The organism is Roseimicrobium gellanilyticum (assembly GCF_003315205.1).
GTDB classification, from domain to species: Bacteria; Verrucomicrobiota; Verrucomicrobiia; order Verrucomicrobiales; family Verrucomicrobiaceae; genus Roseimicrobium; species Roseimicrobium gellanilyticum.
This window is the reverse complement of record NZ_QNRR01000017.1, coordinates 17499-31390: the sequence shown is the minus strand read 5'-3', so window position 1 is coordinate 31390 and position 13892 is coordinate 17499. Positions and strand designations below refer to the sequence as shown.

The following is a 13892-nucleotide window of genomic DNA, read 5'->3' as shown; positions in this document are numbered from 1 at the left end:
CCGCAGCCCAGCCCATGTTTTGTATTTCGCCCCTCTCCTCATCTCATGGAACCCACCGCCGTTGCGAACCGACTTTCCGAGCATCTTCTGCGTCCCCTCAAGAGCCTCTTCGTGGGCAAAGACGAAGTCATCGATGTCATGGGCGTCGCCCTCGTCGGTGGCGAGAATCTCTTCCTGCACGGTCCTCCCGGTACGGCCAAGAGTGCGCTCGTTCATGAAGTCGCTCGCCGCTTGGAGGCTCGCTCGTATGACTACCTCCTGACGCGCTTCACCGAGCCGAGTGAGTTGTTTGGCCCCTTCGACATCCGCCGGCTTCGCGAGGGCGACCTCGTCACGAATACCGATGGCATGCTTCCTGAGGCCGACTTCGTGTTCCTTGATGAGATCCTCAACGCCAACAGCGCCATCCTCAACAGCCTGCTGCTGGTGTTGAATGAACGTGTGTTCCGCCGTGGCCGCGAGACGCGCAAACTTCCCGCCCTCATGGTCGTGGGTGCCAGCAACCACCTGCCCGAGGAGGAAGCTCTGCGTGCGCTCTTTGATCGTTTCCTGCTGCGTGTGCACTGCGGTTATGTCCCCGGTGAAGCGCTGGGCGCCGTGATTGAAGCAGGCTGGGAAATCGAAAAGAGCCGCCGTGGAGTCGTGCCGTCCTGTGGTCTGGGCGCCAATGACATCCGCGCGCTTCAGGAAGCCCTGCCGCTGGTGGATCTCCAGCCGGTGAGGCCGGCTTACCTTGCCCTCGTGGCACGACTGCGTGCGGGTGGTATCGATGTTTCTGATCGCCGTGCGGTGAAACTGCAGCGGGTCATCGCCGCGAGCGCCCTCATGTGCGGGCGCATGGCAGCCCAAGTTTCAGACCTCTGGGTCATGCGTTGCATCTGGGATCGAGAGGAACAGCGGGAACTGCTTTCCTCCATCGTGCAGGAGACGCTGGCGAAGGCCGAGCCCTCCGCTACGGACCATCCGCAGGCCTACGGCGCCGCTGCTCCGGATCCCCAGGCGCTTGCGAGAGACCTGGATGCCCTTGATGCCGGTTGGGAGGCGGCAGTTCCTGGCGTGGCAAAAGATCAGCTCGCGGCACTGGCTGCGCGCGTGCCATGGGTGCAACAGGCGGAGGCGCGGAATTCCCTTCAGGAGAAGGTAGAGGCGCTCTGGAGGAAGGCAGGTGCATGAGATGAGCCCCGTGTACGACAGGATCCTGGTTGCGATGCTCTCCGCGAATGACGCCGCCTGGCTGGGCCGGTGGCGCACATTGCCGGGTTTTGAGGTGTGCGAAGCGGAGGGGTACCTCTGGGTCCGGGGCGGTGCGCATCACGGAAACTGGAAGCTGGTTCCCGCGCTGGAGCGTTTCACCGCGGATACGAACGGTCGCCTGACGCGGGAGGGAGAGCGCGTGCCGGTTCGACGCATGCCCGAAGCGCATTGGCTCGCGTTGTCGGATTTTCTCAAGGTGCGTCCGCCCGCGTCCGCCTTGCCCGCGCAATCCGTGGCGCCGCTGCCTTGGGCGCTGGTGCCGTCCCGGGAATTCCGCGAGCCGGCGTTGCTCACCCTGTCCTTTCCACGGTTCCGTGATTGGGTTCTCTCAGCACCTGCCGTCCGGCTGAAGTCATTGCAATTCGCGAAGTCCGATGATGGCCGCGCCTGTGTGCGTGGCGCGGTGCTGCCGTCACTCCCTGGTGTATTATGGTATATTGAGAATGGTGTGGCGATGCCTGCAGGTTGGGAGTTGCCGCGAGGCATTACCCCGGCGCTCGTGGCCGTTTCGTTGAAGCTCTCGTCAACCGCGCTCGCACTCGTCTATGAGGATGCGTCCGTGGAAGTGCTCACGGATGAGGCTTTTGTCGAGGCCTCCCGGTCCGCGCTACGCTACTCCACACAATCCAGCGACGCCTTTTGATGCACGGCAAAGCGACATTGGGTTACTTCTGCGCGCCGCCCGGGCATTTTTGGACGTGGCATGGGGAGTTTCGTTCGGCCATGGGGAGCGTTCTCGGGAATTTCCTCGGCTCGCGGGACACGATGGTGGATCTGCTGGAGGCTCTCGCTCCGGAGGGATTGCCCCCGCTCGGTGCTGTGGTGCTGGTGAACGCTGCCGCGCAGACCGTGTGGGACGGTGTGGTCATCCATACCGAACTCCAGCATGCATGCGATGTGTGGAAGTCCGGAGAGCCTCTGCCTGCCACCTTGGCCAGCCTCTGGATGCATGCCGCGCGTGGGCTGGATGCCATCAGCAAGCTCCCCAATGACTTGAAGAATGGCGCCGCGAAACGGTTGCTGGTGCGCACGATTTTTGAGGGTGCGTTCAACCGCCTGCCTGCCGATCTCTCCCGGGATATTCTGGATGAATTCAAGTCGACTCCCAGCCTTGAGCCGTTCATGCAGCGAGCACCGGACATCAATGGTCAGGCACGTTTGCTGCGCGATTTGAGTGCGCTGGCGAAGGCATTTGATCGACTTCCTCCCGGCCAGTTGGAGAATCGCCTCCGCACAGGTCTCGATGCCAGTCTCAACGACCAGATGCCGTTGCCGCTGGAGGAGAAGGCCCAGGACCCGCCCCCAATTGAAGTGCCGGATGACCTGCTCCTGGCGCTCGAAGAGGAAGGCGGACAACTGGCACAAGTGGCAGGCGTGGCACGGCGTCTCTCCGCCATCCTCCACGTGCCAAAGCCGGTCTGGCAGCAGGATGATCTTCCGGTGGGTGGGGTATCAGACATTACCAATCGTGGTGAGCCCGATCGCCTGCTGCTTACGGAGCTTGCGTGGGACGAACTGACCTTCGCCACGCGTCTGGCTCAGGGAGAGGCTCTCTACACACGACGTGAATCCCCGCCCGGTGATCCGCCCCCAAAGCGGAAGATCCTGCTGGATACCGGGATTCACCTGTGGGGCAAACCAAGACTCTTTGCCCTGGGCACGGCGCTGGCGTTGCAACATCTGAAGGGGAGAGCTGGACCTCAGGAAGAGCAAGGGGTTGAGGTCTACACTTTGGTGAGGGATGCGTTCGTGCCCGCACCTCTGCGTACTATCGAGGACGTGCGTACTCAGCTCACTCGACTGGAGCCCACTCCCTATCCGGCGGAGGCGTTGACGGACTTTGTGCAGCAGGAGAATGCGGTCTTCGCGCCGGGCGAGGAGGTATTTCTCGTGTCTCATCCGGACGCCATGGCGCGGCTTGTGCGTGAGCATGCGTGGCAACAGCTTGCCGCCTCGTGTTTGCTACATTCCATCCAGGTGGACAGGCGAGGTCAGCTCATGATGGCCCGCCATACGGTTGCGGGAGCGCGTACGCTTGCCCAGGTCCTGGTCGATTTGGATGCGCTGTTGCAAGGGGCGTCGGAGCGACGTCCCTCCCGGGATCTGATCGATGAAGATGCCCGGCTGCCAGCCTTCTACAGTCATCTTCCGTGGCCTCTTTTGTATCCCGTGTTCTCCAGCGGTCTCCCTGTGTTTGAGCTGCCGCAGGCGGGACACATAGGGATAACCCCAGAAAGGTGCGTCTGTTACTGGTATGTCCAGGCATATGGGCCAGCGGGGCGTGTGCTGTGTCCCTATGCGCCAGAGGCCCACGCGGAACGTGCCATGATAGTGGACGGTGCTGAACCTGGCACGGTGGCACTCGCGTTTGGGAGGTTCTCAACCTGTGATCTGCTCGTATGTGACGTCCATGGACGAAAAGCTTCCTACATGTGCACCGGGAACTTTTCCCCCCACCTGATTGCCGGTGCCTCCCTGCAATCAGATGCGCTGGTGGTGTATCATACCCACGGTTGTGATGCGTTTTCGACAACGACGGGCTTTCTGCTCCAGTCCTATCGCGGTCCCTACCCTCGACAGCACTGGTTCGATGGTGTTGATTTTCGTGAAGATCCACGCCCCGTGCCTCTTCCCGAGAAGCTCGCGTCCAGCAAACTTCAGGGACATAGCACAGGTTCCCGTCACACCACCTTGTGCGAGGCAGGCTTCGGAAAAGAAGGCGGGCTGTATTTTCGGAAGCAGAGTGGTGGTGTTTATCGACTGGATGTTACTCCGGATCGTTCGCCGTGCTGGCGTGGAACCAGCAATCCAGATGTGGAGCTTCGTCCCTTGGAGCGATTCAAGGTGTCACAGTGGCGTGGCTTCACCCTGGCTCAGGCGGAGTTCGAGGATGGACGCCGCATTGTGTACGATCCGCGCGGGTTCCTGCATGTGGTCGATGGGAAATCCGGAGTGGAGCTGAGTGTGATGGTGTTGAAAGGAACCACGACCGCCTGGTCATCGGGCACGCTTGAGAGGTTTGGTGATGGAGCATCCGGATCGCTCGCGGCTTTGACGTCGCTCAGCCGGCTGTTGCTGCGGGCGTTGCCGGCCCGTTTGCATTCGCAGTCGGCATCTTCGGTCGCTGCCTCCCGACAAACTGGAGAACCCTTGCACCCCTCTTCCTGACCATCTGCGTCATGCCAGTCTCCCTTCCACTCCGAATGATCCCTGCCACGGCACCACGGGTGCCGCGTGCCGGCTTCCTGCCGGGTAGCGACATCGCGGCCTGGCTGGAGGAGATGGCGCGGCATGCCGGCATGAAGTTCTTCATCGTCCCGGGATCCTCGGAAGACCTGGAGCCCGGTGGCTTGCTGTTGATGCCCGCCACAGTCAGCAGCGCGCCGGCGCAGTTTGGTCCACGTGTGCAACCCGCTGCGGTGGAGCATGGCTGCGTGGCTGTACCGCTCCCGATGCAGTTGGATCCCCAGCTGGCTCCTGAGGAGGCGCGGAGGTTGTTGCAGTACGACTATTATTTTTTTCATCCTTCGATTGGGCTCATCGCATTCGAGGAGTCGGATGCCATCCAGCCTGAAGTTCTCGTCGTTCCTCCGCTGCCGCGTTCGACCTCGTGGATGCATGCCGTGCATGGAAGGACTCCTCTGCCCGAGCTTCTTCATATCACGCTTGCACTGTCGGAGGATGTGAGCGGACTCTTTGGCGAAGCCTCGGAAGACATCGGCTCTTCGGATCCCAAGGACTTGCAACGTGACTCGGGCAAGGGCGCGTGGGTCAAGGACACGTTGGGTAATGCCATTGGCACCTTCGGGAGTTGGATCATGTCCGGCATCTCCAAGCTGGGAGGGGGCAGCGACGCTGGAGGTGATGGCAAGAACGCCGACTCCTCCTCTGGATCAGGCGGCAAGACAGGCCATGAAGGCAAACAGCGTTCGCCTCTCTGGAACAAGCTTCAGAGCTGGTCTGCGGAGCAACTCGCCAAACTCCAGCGTCAACGTGAGGGCGCGGTCCAGAGGTTGCTCAACATGCTGGAGAGTGACCCGGATAAGGGGTTGCGCTATGCACTTCCCCTTGGTGGAGGTGAAAGAGGGCGTGGCATCGCTCCACCATCAGGAAGGTTGTCCGAGCGCAATCCCACCTTTGGTTTTGGCATGCGCGGTGGCGGGGGGGCGGCGGACTTCTGGAATGTCTCCGCGGACACGCAGTGGAAGCTGCGACAGAAATACCTCGACCTTGCCAATCGCGAACTGGCGGTGGGCAATTTTGATCGCGCGGCCTACATCTTCGCCCATCTGCTGGGGGACTGGCATGCTGCTGCCGGCGCTTTGGTACGCGGGAAACGATTTCAGGAGGCCGCGAAGATCTACGAGGAGAAACTGCAGAACAAACATCTCGCCGCCAAATGCCTGGAGGACGGCGGACTGCTGGCGGAGGCGGTGTTGCTGTACGCCGACCTTGAGCGCCATGAGAAGTGCGGCGATCTTCTGCGATTACTCGGACGCGAGCACGATGCTGTGGAAGCTTTTCGCCGGGCTCTGTCGGGCAGCAGCGATCGTCTTCATGATGCCCGCATCCTCTATGAAAAGCTGAACCAGCCGGGGCTCGCCCTCGCTGTGTTGGCCAGCGGATGGCCTGGCTCCGCTCAGGCTCGGGCGTGTCTGGAGACGCACTTTGAGTATCTGCATCGTCTCGGTGCGCATGATGACGCCCTGGCGCTTGCGATGCGGCTCGATGAAACCCGGAACCACATTCATCCGCCCCTGGAAATGGCTCGTGCGCTGCACATCATTCGCGAGAAGCAGACAGACCCGCGCGTGCGTGAGCGGCTCAGCAGCGTGAATATCACCGCCATCGGTTACGCATTGAGGTCGTGCGCTCCAGGTGATGCGCATGCGTTCGCCGAGGTCCTGCAGAAGATGGAGGCCTCAGATCTCCTGCTCCGCCGCGATGCCATTCGGTACGCCGAATCGCGCTTCCACGAGCCGCGTGCGGTCATCAAACCGCAGAGCTCCACAAAGGCTCCAGTCTCCCTCACCAAGGTGCAGCAATGGTCCCTGCCGAAGGACGAGGATGTCGAGTGGCATCGCTTCCATACTTCGGGGGATTCCTGGCTGGTTCGGGGGGCGCATCGCAGGTCTGTCCAGGAATTTTGGATGCTGGGGACGCGCGATACTACTGTGGGGAAGCTCACTCCGTGCACAAGCCGGCACTCGACTTCTCACCTGCAAGCGCATCTTCTCCGGGGTTCCACCGCCTGGTTGCCATTTTCCCGGGGTGAGCAGGGAACGTTTTACGGCTGTGCCCGATTGGAAGATTTTCGTCACCCTCCTACAAGCCCTGAACCATTGATTTCGAGGCTCGGATGGATGCCTCCGGCAGTGATCGCGATGTGTCCCACACCCGATGGGGTGTGGATTCTCCATGCGCGGGAGCAGGGTACGATTGATCTCTCACATTCCACTCTGGAGGGGAAACTCCGGCGGACCTATGCCTTGGGGATATCCCAGGGCGAGATGCCGGAAGGCGTGCACATGGTGACCCATGGGGAGCATATCTGGATCTCGGCTGGCAGCGCGATGGTGTATGTGGCGCAAGGGAAGATCGTTGCGGAGATGGATCTGCAGGCGCCAATTCACAGGCTTGTGGCTTCGCCACATACACACACGCCGGGAGTGCTGGTCTCAACGTCTGCCGAAGTGAAGCTGATCACGCCGAGAGTGGTGGAAGAGATCACGCTGGGCAGTCGCGGGGGGAACCAGAATTTCGGCGCCTTTTTCGGGGATGGCCGGATTCTCGTCGGCAGCGAGCGGGGAGCGAAGATCCTCGCCGGGGTGGCGGACCTCAAGGAAATTGGGAGCATCGATCCGCTCGGGCTCATCGTGGACTATGCGCCCTGGTCCGTGGACTCCATGGCCGTGCTGGACGCAGGGGGCATGGTGCGCATCTACCGGTAGCCGACAGGCAGCAAAGGATCTTCTCAAAGCCCCGGACTGCGCCGGGCTCAATTCAGATTCTGCGAAGCGCTGCGCTTGGAGCGCAAAATCACTCCGGGACCGTCCACAGACGCCGCAGGTGCCGAGTACAACACCTTCTCGTCCGACTTGAAATGCTGCACGTGACGCTTCGGGGGCGTTGCTTCAGCCGTGGCCGTCGGAGAATCGGTGGACACTGTGGTGGTGCGGCGCTTCGTGGGAGCGGGTGCGCGGGTGGGGGACGCATGTTCGGTGGAGGCCGAGCCGGGCGTCTTCGTATTTTCCGCGAGCAGTGGTCCTTCTTCCTCAACCTGCTTGGGCGGGGTCAGCAAAATTGGGGGGCGTTCGCCGGCAGGGGTCGAAACCGGCACAGCGGTGGGCAGGGTGGGCACATGCTTGGGCAGGCCAGTCGTTACCACCGTCACCCGGGAACCAATCGGCAGGCGGCCGAACAGATCGATCACGTCGTTCGACTTCATGCGGACACAGCCGTAACTGACGGGCTTGCCGATGTTCACTTCCTCGGCGGTGCCGTGGATGTAGATGCAGCGGGCGTAGGCGTTCTGGTTCTGCTTTTCCAGGCCACGCAGCCAGAGGATGCGGGAAACAATGGGGTCGCGACCGGGAGCGTTGGGCTTGAGCACTTCACCCGTCCAGTGGCGGCTCTTGAAGACGGCTCCGGGAGGCGCTCCATGGCCAATCTTGGCCACCACTTCATGGGCGCCCAACGGTGTGCCATACTTTCCGGGCTTGTCATTGACCCCAAACTTGGAAGTGGAGACCGGATACGTCTTGGTCACCTTGCCGTCCTTGTTGTACACGGCCAGCTTCTGGTCCTTCACGCTCACCACAACGTCCGCATGCTTGGCCGGGCTCGGGCTGCCAGCGCAGTGGCTGAGGAGGGCTGCTGAGCCAGCCAGCGCGCCACATTTCAGGGCAGTCACCAGACGATGGATGTGCGAGGCGGCGCGGTTCACGGTGGAATCGTGGCTGGACATTATAAATTAACAAATCTTAAGCATTCCTGCAACTGTCAGATCGGCATGACGCAAAAAATATAACCCACTTCCTAGCGGATTTCATGCCGTTGGGCGGGTAGGAGACATAAAAGGTGCCCTTCCGTTGGATTTTTCCAGCCCGGAAAGGCAACTTTTTCTCAAAATTGCATCATGCAATGGCCGGATCCGAGTCCGAGGTCGGTTCCTCGGGCGGCGTCGGGGGGAGCGTCCAGGAGGGAAAGCTCACCCACTTGCTCACGCTGCCAAGCACGACGTACAGGAAACCAAACTGGAACATGGCCAGGAAGGGGACGCTGAGCCACTGACCTTTGCTGAGGGCCGCGAACACCAGCCAGGAGAAGTAAAGCGCCAGGGCGACCTCCAGCCAGAAGGTGATGGAACGGGCCGCCTTGTACTTGCTGCGTCGGCGCTTGGGGGCGGTCTGCTCGCCGTACTTTGGTGTGCGGACGAACTCCGACTCACGATTGAACAGAGCCTCCAGGACGGCCTTGCCGTTGTTGATGCTCATGCCGATGCCCAAGGCCAGCAGCAGAGGGAGGTAGGGGAGTGCACGGACCCAGCCCCAAGGACGCTGGGCGCCCTGGGCGGTCAGGTAGAACACGATGACGGAAAGGCTTGCGAAGAGGAACACCGGGATGTCCAGCAAGACCGTCTTCATCCACGTGGTCTGGAAGACGAAATTTGCGGGATACACCAGGACGAGCACGCCGAACATGAGCAGGTAGGCGAAGTTCGCGCCGAGGTGGGCGGTGGCTTCGATCTTGATGCCAAGAGGCTCCTCGCTGGTCCACACCTTCTTGAACATCTTTTTGCACACTTGGATGGAGCCCTTCGTCCAGCGATGCTGCTGGCTCTTGAAGCCATCCATGTCCGGGGGCAGTTCCGCGGGAACGACCACATCCTTCAGGTACACGAAGCGCCAGCCCTTCATCTGGGCGCGGTAGCTGAGGTCCATGTCCTCAGTCAGGGTGTCGTGTTCCCAGCCACCAGCATCCGCGATGCACTGCTTGCGCCACATGCCGGCAGTACCGTTGAAATTGAAGAAGTGTCCGCTGCGGCTGCGTCCGGCTTGTTCCAGCACGAGGTGGCCATCCAGCATCATGGCCTGTAGACGGGTGAGGAGGCTTTCCTTTTCGTTCAGGTGACCCCAGCGCGCCTGTACCATGCCCACCTTAGGATCCGTGAAGTGATGGATGAGCTCTTTTACCAGTTCCGGTTGGGGGACGAAGTCCGCGTCGAAAATCAAAAGGTAGTCTCCCTTGGCGGTCGGCGAGGCGGCTTCGAGAGCACCGGCCTTGAACCCTGTGCGGTCCGTGCGGTGGCGGTACTCGACGTCGAAGCCCTGTTTGCGAAGCTGCTCTGCGGCTTCCTCACACACGGTCACGGTCTCATCCGTGGAGTCATCAAGGATCTGTATCTGAAGCTTGTCCTTCGGGTAATCGAGCCGGGAGACGGCACCCAGCAGGCGCTCGACCACGTGCATCTCATTGAAGAGCGGGAGCTGCACCGTGACGAGTGGCAGCTCTTCAAATTTTTTCAGGGGTTTTGGCTCTTCCTTCCGATGGCGGGCGTACAACCAGAGAATGCGCAGGCGGTGGGCGCCGAACACGCTCAGACCGGCAAAGACCGCCGCGTAGCAGGCGAGCCAGAGCGTCACATTCCAATCAGACATATTATTTTAGAAGGCAGGAAAAAGGTGGGAGGTAGCATGGACACGCCCAATGCACCGTCAAGCGGCATTTCAGGTGCAACAAATCCCTCTGAGGCAAGGGGAAAAGCAGGAAGTATGCAAGATTTCACCCCTTCAATGCCACCCGGTCGTATGCGCGGCTCAGGCCATTCGTTGCTGGAATTTCCCCTGGAACGCGTTTAACATTTCCGAACGGTTTTCCCTTCCGCCAGTTTCCGCTCATGCGCTTTTCGTCCTCCGCAATTCTCCGCGCGCTCCTGCTCCCGGTCCTTGTTCTCTCCCTCGGTGTCACCGCCGGTGCCCAGGAAAAGACCGGCAAGTCCGCCAAGTCCAAAGAGGACAAACCCAAGGTCCCGGAGGGGCTGGTGGGGGATGAGCACGTGCGTGAGGAGTTTGGCGTCAATGATTTCACCACGCCAAGCATCCGGAAGGTATTCGACTCGCTCGATGCTTTGGGCACGCTTCCCTATGATCAATTGAAGCGCCCCATCTCGGAAAAGGCCCCCAGTGATCGTGTCCTGCTGGCCCTCGGACTTGGCACCCTGATTGGTGATGGGTTCCTGGTCGTGCAGTGCGAGAAGATCGAGGAGATGGAGAACGTAGGCCGGGCCATTCTGAAATATGCCAAGGCCCTCGGTGCCGGCCTGCGCATCAACAAGCACAGCCAGAGCCTGCTGGAAAACAGCCTCAAAGGCGACTGGGACAAGCTCCGCGCCGAGCTGGCTTCCACCCAGGCGGACGTGGAAGGCGAGATGGTGCAGCTTCGTGATTCGGATGTGGCCCACCTGATCGCATTGGGCGGCTGGCTCCGTGCCTTTGAAATCGCCACCGAAGCCGTGGCCGCGAACTATTCCGAAGACAAGAGCCGTGCGCTTGGGCGGTCCGATGTGGTGGAGTATTTCCTCAACAGCCTGGAGTCATTGCATCCGGACATCCAGGCCCAGCCTGCCATACAGACCTTGCATGACGGCCTGGAAGCCATGATCCCGATTCTCGACGTGCCGGAAGGCAAGGCCTTCACGCTGGATGAGGTGAAGGACCTGAAGGAAAAAGCCCACTTGCTCGCAGGGGTGGTGCAGCAGGAATTGCCGAAGAAGTAATCAACTCCTGGTAGTGCTCACTGCACACCCGCTCGCACCATCACTGCACCATAGTGCTGCACAAGCCACAGGGTGATGGCCACGATGGCAAGTGATGCGGCACTCACGAGCAGGATCTCGCATGTCTTTACCAGCGCAATGGTGCTGCGGCTGATGCCGATGTCTTCCAAGGTTGCGAATTCACGACGTCGCAAGCGGAAGGACAAGGCGAAGACCAGGATGACGATGAGCACCACGGCAACTCCCAGCAACAGAAGCAGCAAGAGGGCGAATCGCTCTGCTTGCACCAGCGTCGCGAGCAAAGCATCCATCTCTTGAGGTGGCTGCACGAGTTGAAGCGTTTGCTGCTCACCACCATTCTGGAACTTGCCCAACAGCAGCGCTTGCGACTTGGCATCCTTTGGCACCACCAGCACACCGCTGATGGAATAGGTGTCGGAGTCACCGTGGAAGTGAAATCCGCCAATGTTCGCATCGGTGACCTCGGCGTACATGCGCACGGCCTTGCTGCCAACGACATTGCCCTCCTGCTTTTCCTGAATCTGCGTGGCGTCCGCGGTTTTCACCAGATCCTCATGGCCGTGTGCGATGCCTTCGATGAGCCACGCGGTCTTCACATCTACAAAGATGGCCTGGTCATCCGCGGTGTGATTCTCCGCGAGGATGCCGGTGACACGCATGTTCAGCGGATACACACCCGCCAGATCGAAAACCTGTTCCGGAGAAGACATCACATAACTGCCCGGCTTCAGATTCCGCTTCCGCGCGACTTCTGCGCCGACCACACAATCACCCAGGCGACCCAAGGTGTGCCCCTCCGCGAGCTGCAGCCCACGGAAACCAAAATAGTCCAGTGAGGTTCCCACGATGGGTGACTCCTGCGAATGAAAACGCACATGCAGCGGGATGGCCTGGCCGAGGCTGGTATCGCGGACCAGGCGGGTGCTTTTCGCTGGAATCGTATCTACGCCCTGCCTGCGAAAGTACAGCGCATTCAGGGTGAGTTCGAGTGCGCTGCCCTTCGCGCCCAGCACCAGCGGCGTGGCCTGAGCCCGGGCGCGCCATTCCTGCTGGGCGATGCGCAGCAGCGTGCGGACCGCGAGTGGCAGAGCCAGCGTGAGTCCCAGCGCGAGCGCCAACAGCAGGGTGCGCACCCGGTGGTGCGCGATGTACCGCCAGGCGAGGTGGAGACTTCCGGCTGCACTCATGATGTCCATGCCTCCACGTTCACGGTGCGATCCAGCGTAGCCATGAGTGCGGCATCGTGGGACACCATGATGAGCGCGGCCTGCTTCGTCTTCACATGGTATATCAGGAGATCCATCACCACGGCGCTACGTCTTGGATCCAGGGCTGAGGTGGGTTCATCCGCCAGGACCAGACGAGGCTCGTGCACCAAAGCGCGAGCCACGGCCACCCGCTGGCGTTCGCCTTGCGAAAGCTCTCCCGCGAGATGCATCCAGTGCGACTTCAAGTCGAGGCGCTCAATCAGCTCGTGTGCCCGCTCTTCATGCGCAGGAGTAAGTTCGCCCGCGAGACGCAGGGGCAGCAGCACGTTGTCGCGCACCGTGAGATAGTCGAGCAGGGCAAAGTCCTGGAACACGAGCCCCATCTGCTGGCGGCGCAACGCACGCCGTGCCGAGGGTATGGCCTTTGTCACGTCCTGCGATTGCAAGGTCAGTGCTCCCTCCTGGATGGGAAGGATGCCCGCGAGCAGTTTCAGCAGCGTGGTCTTGCCCGTGCCACTGGGTCCACTCAGCGCCACGGTCTCGCCTTCTGCCACCCGAAGCTCCGGCACACGCAGGCGGAACCCACCGGAGGCGTAGGCAAACTTCAGATCGCGCGCGTGGAGCATGTCAGGGATGAAACATCATCCCGCCCGCGCGGCAAGCAACTCGGCAGAGTTCCCGCTCAAAATCCGAGATGCAACCGCACGGCGTGACGGTACGCGCGACCCACCGGAATGGGCTCCGGCACTTCTTGCAGGGTCAGTGTCCAATTGGCGCCGCGCTCCAGTTGTGCGATGCGATTGCCATTCACCAGGTAGCTCTGATGCACCCGCAGGAAACGTTCGCGAGGCAGTTGTGCGATCCACGTCCGCAGGCTGCGCCGCTCGTAGTAGCTTTGCCCGTTTCCCAATTGCACATGGCTGTAGTCGCCATCCGCCTTGATGAAAAACACCTCTTCGATGGAGAGCGCACGCAGGCCATTCCGCTCGGTGACAAAGATGGAGCCAGGTGTTGTCGACGGCAGGTCCGCGGGAGGTGCTTCGCTCAGGCTCCGGTGCAGCAGCGCCGCGAGGAAGTCCCCCAGAGCAGAGATCCGATCCAGGTCTGCAGCGGTCCAGGCGGCCAGTTCCCGCACATGATCAAAACCGAAGAAGCCAATCAGTGTCCCATCCCTCACCAGCCCAGCGGAGAGAGTGGAGCGGACGCCTTCACGCCGCAGTTCTGCCTGCAGGCTGCGGCTCTGGCGTGGCAGCCGTTCCACATCAGGAATCTCCACTCTTTCTCGCCGTAAAAACTTTCGGTGCGCATCCACGATCACATCCACGGAGACGCCCTGCATCTCGTGAACATGAGATATCACGCCCGGTGCCACCCAGTCGCTGACACCCCAGAAATGCGTCAACCCTTCATTGTAGCGACCGAGCCAGGCGCGGTCCGCGCGATAGAGCGGTCCCAGGATGGCGAGTGAGCTGTTCAGCGCTGTTATCGGATTTGCGGCGGTTGCGGCCATTGCCAGCAGCTTCCAGACAGAGTGTTCCTCGGTGGAGGACTCGCTTTTTGGTTTGGCCGCGCGTTTGCTTGCAATTTCGGGCGAATATTTCGGCGAACCGTTGGGGGACAGGCTCTTCATG

The 13892-nt window shown here is 61.1% G+C and carries 10 protein-coding genes; 5 read left to right on the top strand and 5 right to left on the bottom strand.

All coding sequences use genetic code 11. The features are described 5' to 3' along the window. Positions 1-45 precede the first annotated feature (45 nt). The 4 genes from DES53_RS29385 to DES53_RS29370 all read left to right on the top strand — a co-directional run bounded on the left by DES53_RS29385 (position 46) and on the right by DES53_RS29370 (position 7205). Positions 46-1173, top strand: coding sequence for an AAA family ATPase (locus tag DES53_RS29385; protein ID WP_113961928.1), 1128 nt, complete (start codon positions 46-48; stop codon positions 1171-1173). 1 nt (position 1174) lies between these two features. Continuing rightward, positions 1175-1897: a hypothetical protein gene (locus DES53_RS29380; protein WP_147263706.1), complete on the top strand. Its 723-nt coding sequence runs from the start codon at positions 1175-1177 to the stop codon at positions 1895-1897. 80 nt (positions 1898-1977) lie between these two features. Continuing rightward, the gene (locus DES53_RS29375) at positions 1978-4422 is read left to right on the top strand and encodes a hypothetical protein (RefSeq protein ID WP_147263705.1); all 2445 of its coding nucleotides are present in this window, start codon (positions 1978-1980) and stop codon (positions 4420-4422) included. An 11-nt stretch (positions 4423-4433) separates the two neighbouring features. Then, a complete protein-coding gene (locus DES53_RS29370; RefSeq protein WP_147263704.1) occupies positions 4434-7205 on the top strand; it encodes a tetratricopeptide repeat protein in 2772 nt (923 codons plus the stop codon). A 47-nt stretch (positions 7206-7252) separates the two neighbouring features. On the opposite strand, the gene DES53_RS29365 is transcribed toward DES53_RS29370, so the two are convergent. Both DES53_RS29365 and DES53_RS29360 read right to left on the bottom strand, forming a co-directional pair. After that, positions 7253-8221 carry a L,D-transpeptidase gene (locus tag DES53_RS29365; protein WP_113961924.1) on the bottom strand — a complete coding sequence of 323 codons (969 nt, stop codon included), beginning with the start codon at positions 8219-8221 and terminating at the stop codon, positions 7253-7255. 169 nt (positions 8222-8390) lie between these two features. Continuing rightward, the gene (locus DES53_RS29360) at positions 8391-9914 is read right to left on the bottom strand and encodes a cellulose synthase family protein (protein WP_113961923.1); all 1524 of its coding nucleotides are present in this window, start codon (positions 9912-9914) and stop codon (positions 8391-8393) included. Between the two features lie 239 nt (positions 9915-10153). On the opposite strand from DES53_RS29360, the gene DES53_RS29355 reads away from it, so the two are divergent. Further along, positions 10154-11032, top strand: coding sequence for a hypothetical protein (locus DES53_RS29355; RefSeq protein WP_113961922.1), 879 nt, complete (start codon positions 10154-10156; stop codon positions 11030-11032). A gap of 17 nt (positions 11033-11049) precedes the next feature. Here the strand turns inward: DES53_RS29355 and DES53_RS29350 are convergent, their stop codons facing one another. The 3 genes from DES53_RS29350 to DES53_RS29340 are packed head-to-tail and all read right to left on the bottom strand — an operon-like array spanning position 11050 to position 13891. Continuing rightward, a complete protein-coding gene (locus DES53_RS29350; protein ID WP_170157521.1) occupies positions 11050-12240 on the bottom strand; it encodes an ABC transporter permease in 1191 nt (396 codons plus the stop codon). Continuing rightward, positions 12237-12887 (bottom strand): ABC transporter ATP-binding protein, encoded by a 651-nt coding sequence (locus DES53_RS29345; RefSeq protein ID WP_113961920.1) that lies wholly within the window; start codon positions 12885-12887, stop codon positions 12237-12239. The genes DES53_RS29350 and DES53_RS29345 overlap by 4 nt, the downstream gene beginning before the upstream one ends. 56 nt (positions 12888-12943) lie before the next feature. Continuing rightward, positions 12944-13891: a LytTR family transcriptional regulator DNA-binding domain-containing protein gene (locus DES53_RS29340; protein ID WP_113961919.1), complete on the bottom strand. Its 948-nt coding sequence runs from the start codon at positions 13889-13891 to the stop codon at positions 12944-12946. Position 13892 lies beyond the last annotated feature (1 nt).

What these genes read in the sequence shown, in the direction of transcription:
- DES53_RS29385 (WP_113961928.1), top strand. Translation starts at nt 46, where the DNA reads ATGGAACCCACCGCCGTTGCGAACCGACTTTCCGAGCATCTTCTGCGT.
- DES53_RS29380 (WP_147263706.1), top strand. Translation starts at nt 1,175, where the DNA reads ATGAGCCCCGTGTACGACAGGATCCTGGTTGCGATGCTCTCCGCGAAT.
- DES53_RS29375 (WP_147263705.1), top strand. Translation starts at nt 1,978, where the DNA reads ATGGGGAGCGTTCTCGGGAATTTCCTCGGCTCGCGGGACACGATGGTG.
- DES53_RS29370 (WP_147263704.1), top strand. Translation starts at nt 4,434, where the DNA reads ATGCCAGTCTCCCTTCCACTCCGAATGATCCCTGCCACGGCACCACGG.
- DES53_RS29365 (WP_113961924.1), bottom strand. Translation starts at nt 8,221, where the DNA reads ATGTCCAGCCACGATTCCACCGTGAACCGCGCCGCCTCGCACATCCAT.
- DES53_RS29360 (WP_113961923.1), bottom strand. Translation starts at nt 9,914, where the DNA reads ATGTCTGATTGGAATGTGACGCTCTGGCTCGCCTGCTACGCGGCGGTC.
- DES53_RS29355 (WP_113961922.1), top strand. Translation starts at nt 10,154, where the DNA reads ATGCGCTTTTCGTCCTCCGCAATTCTCCGCGCGCTCCTGCTCCCGGTC.
- DES53_RS29350 (WP_170157521.1), bottom strand. Translation starts at nt 12,240, where the DNA reads ATGAGTGCAGCCGGAAGTCTCCACCTCGCCTGGCGGTACATCGCGCAC.
- DES53_RS29345 (WP_113961920.1), bottom strand. Translation starts at nt 12,887, where the DNA reads ATGCTCCACGCGCGCGATCTGAAGTTTGCCTACGCCTCCGGTGGGTTC.
- DES53_RS29340 (WP_113961919.1), bottom strand. Translation starts at nt 13,891, where the DNA reads ATGAAGAGCCTGTCCCCCAACGGTTCGCCGAAATATTCGCCCGAAATT.